Source organism: Acidisphaera rubrifaciens HS-AP3 (assembly GCF_000964365.1).
Lineage (GTDB): Bacteria > Pseudomonadota > Alphaproteobacteria > Acetobacterales > Acetobacteraceae > Acidisphaera > Acidisphaera rubrifaciens.
The window spans coordinates 1-1394 of sequence record NZ_BANB01000812.1; the positions used below are offsets into that span (position 1 = coordinate 1).

The 1394-nt window shown below is 74.0% G+C and carries 1 protein-coding gene; it reads right to left on the reverse strand.

Annotated elements, in window-relative coordinates; genetic code table 11:
- Positions 1 to 30: 30 nt before the first annotated feature.
- A complete protein-coding gene (argE, locus tag B8460_RS18030) occupies positions 31 to 1194 on the reverse strand; it encodes an acetylornithine deacetylase (protein WP_148360688.1) in 1164 nt (387 codons plus the stop codon).
- Positions 1195 to 1394 lie beyond the last annotated feature (200 nt).

The window sequence follows — 1394 nt, forward strand, 5'->3', positions numbered from 1 at the left end:
GCGAGCGTCGGGGCCGGCGGCGCGTCGCGCTCAGGCAAGCAGCCGCTCCGCCAGCCGGTCGATGAACGCGTCGCAGGCGTCGAGCTGCGCCGCGTCGATATATTCGTCCGCCCGGTGCGCCTGCGCGATGTGCCCGGGGCCGCACACGATGGTCGGGATGCCCGCCTCGTGCTGATAGACGCCGCCCTCGGTCACGTAGCTGACGTTGCCGGCGGTGTTCGAGCCCGACAGCTGGCGCACCATGTCCGCCAGCGGGTCGCGCGGGTCGAGCGCCAGGCCCGGCAGCGCCACCAGCGTCTCCCACTCGAAGCCGGTCGTCGGATCGACCGCGTGCATCGCCGGCTCGATCGCCCGCGCGACATGGTCCTGCAGCGCCGCCAGGGCGGCGCGGGCGTCGTCGCCGGGGACGGTGCGCCATTCCATGACGAAGCGCGCATGCTCGGGGATGATGTTCAGGATCTCGCCGCCCTGGAACGTGCCGACATGGACCGTCGTGTGCGGCGGGTCGAACCCGTCCACGAACGGCCCCTCGGCGGCGCGGCGGCGGGCGTCGGCGGCGATCCAGGCGACCGCCTCGGCTGCGGCCTGCAGCGCGTTCACGCCCTGATGCGGCATGCTGGAATGCCCGGCGCGGCCGCGCACGCGCACCGCCACGTCGAACTTGCCCTTGTGCGCGACGATCGGCTGCATCCCCGACGGCTCGCCCACGATGCACACGCGCGGGCGCAGGCCGCTTTCCGCCAGATCGGCGGCGAGGCGCCGGGCGCCGCTGCAATCGACCTCCTCGTCATAGGTCAGGAACAGATGCACGGGCTGCGCCAGCGCGCGGGCGCGCAGGCGCGGCACGGCGGCAAGGGCGCAGGCGACGAAGCCCTTCATGTCCGCCGATCCGCGCCCGTACAGGCGCCCGTCCTCGGCATGCAGCCGGTGCGGGTTGGTGCGCCACGCCTGGTTGTCCACCGGCACCGTGTCCACGTGCCCGGACAGCGCGACGCCGCCCGGCACATGCGGCCCGATCACCGCATGCAGGTTCGCCTTGGTGCCCGCCGGATTGGTGCTGATCCGGTAGGGCACACCCTGCCCGTCGAGCCAGTCGCGCACCCAGGCGATCAGGTCGAGGTTGGAGTTGCGGCTGGTGGTATCGAAGCCGACCAGCCGGGCGAGGATGTCGGCGCTGCTGGGATTGGCGTGCATGCTGCGCAGTCTATACGGGCGGCCGGTCTCGGCAATCCGCCGTGCCGCGCCCCGGGGAGCCTGCCCGCGTGACCGATTCCGCCGCCGCCGTGCTCGCCGCCCGCCCACGGGCGGGCGCACGGTCCGACCGATGAGCCTGTCGCCGCTGCATCGCGCCTGGCGGATGCTGCCGCCGCGGGCACGCCGCGCCGCCGTCGTGC

Bases quoted from the DNA above. Each gene is read 5' to 3' on its own strand.
- argE (WP_148360688.1), bottom strand. From the start codon at position 1,194: ATGCACGCCAATCCCAGCAGCGCCGACATCCTCGCCCGGCTGGTCGGC.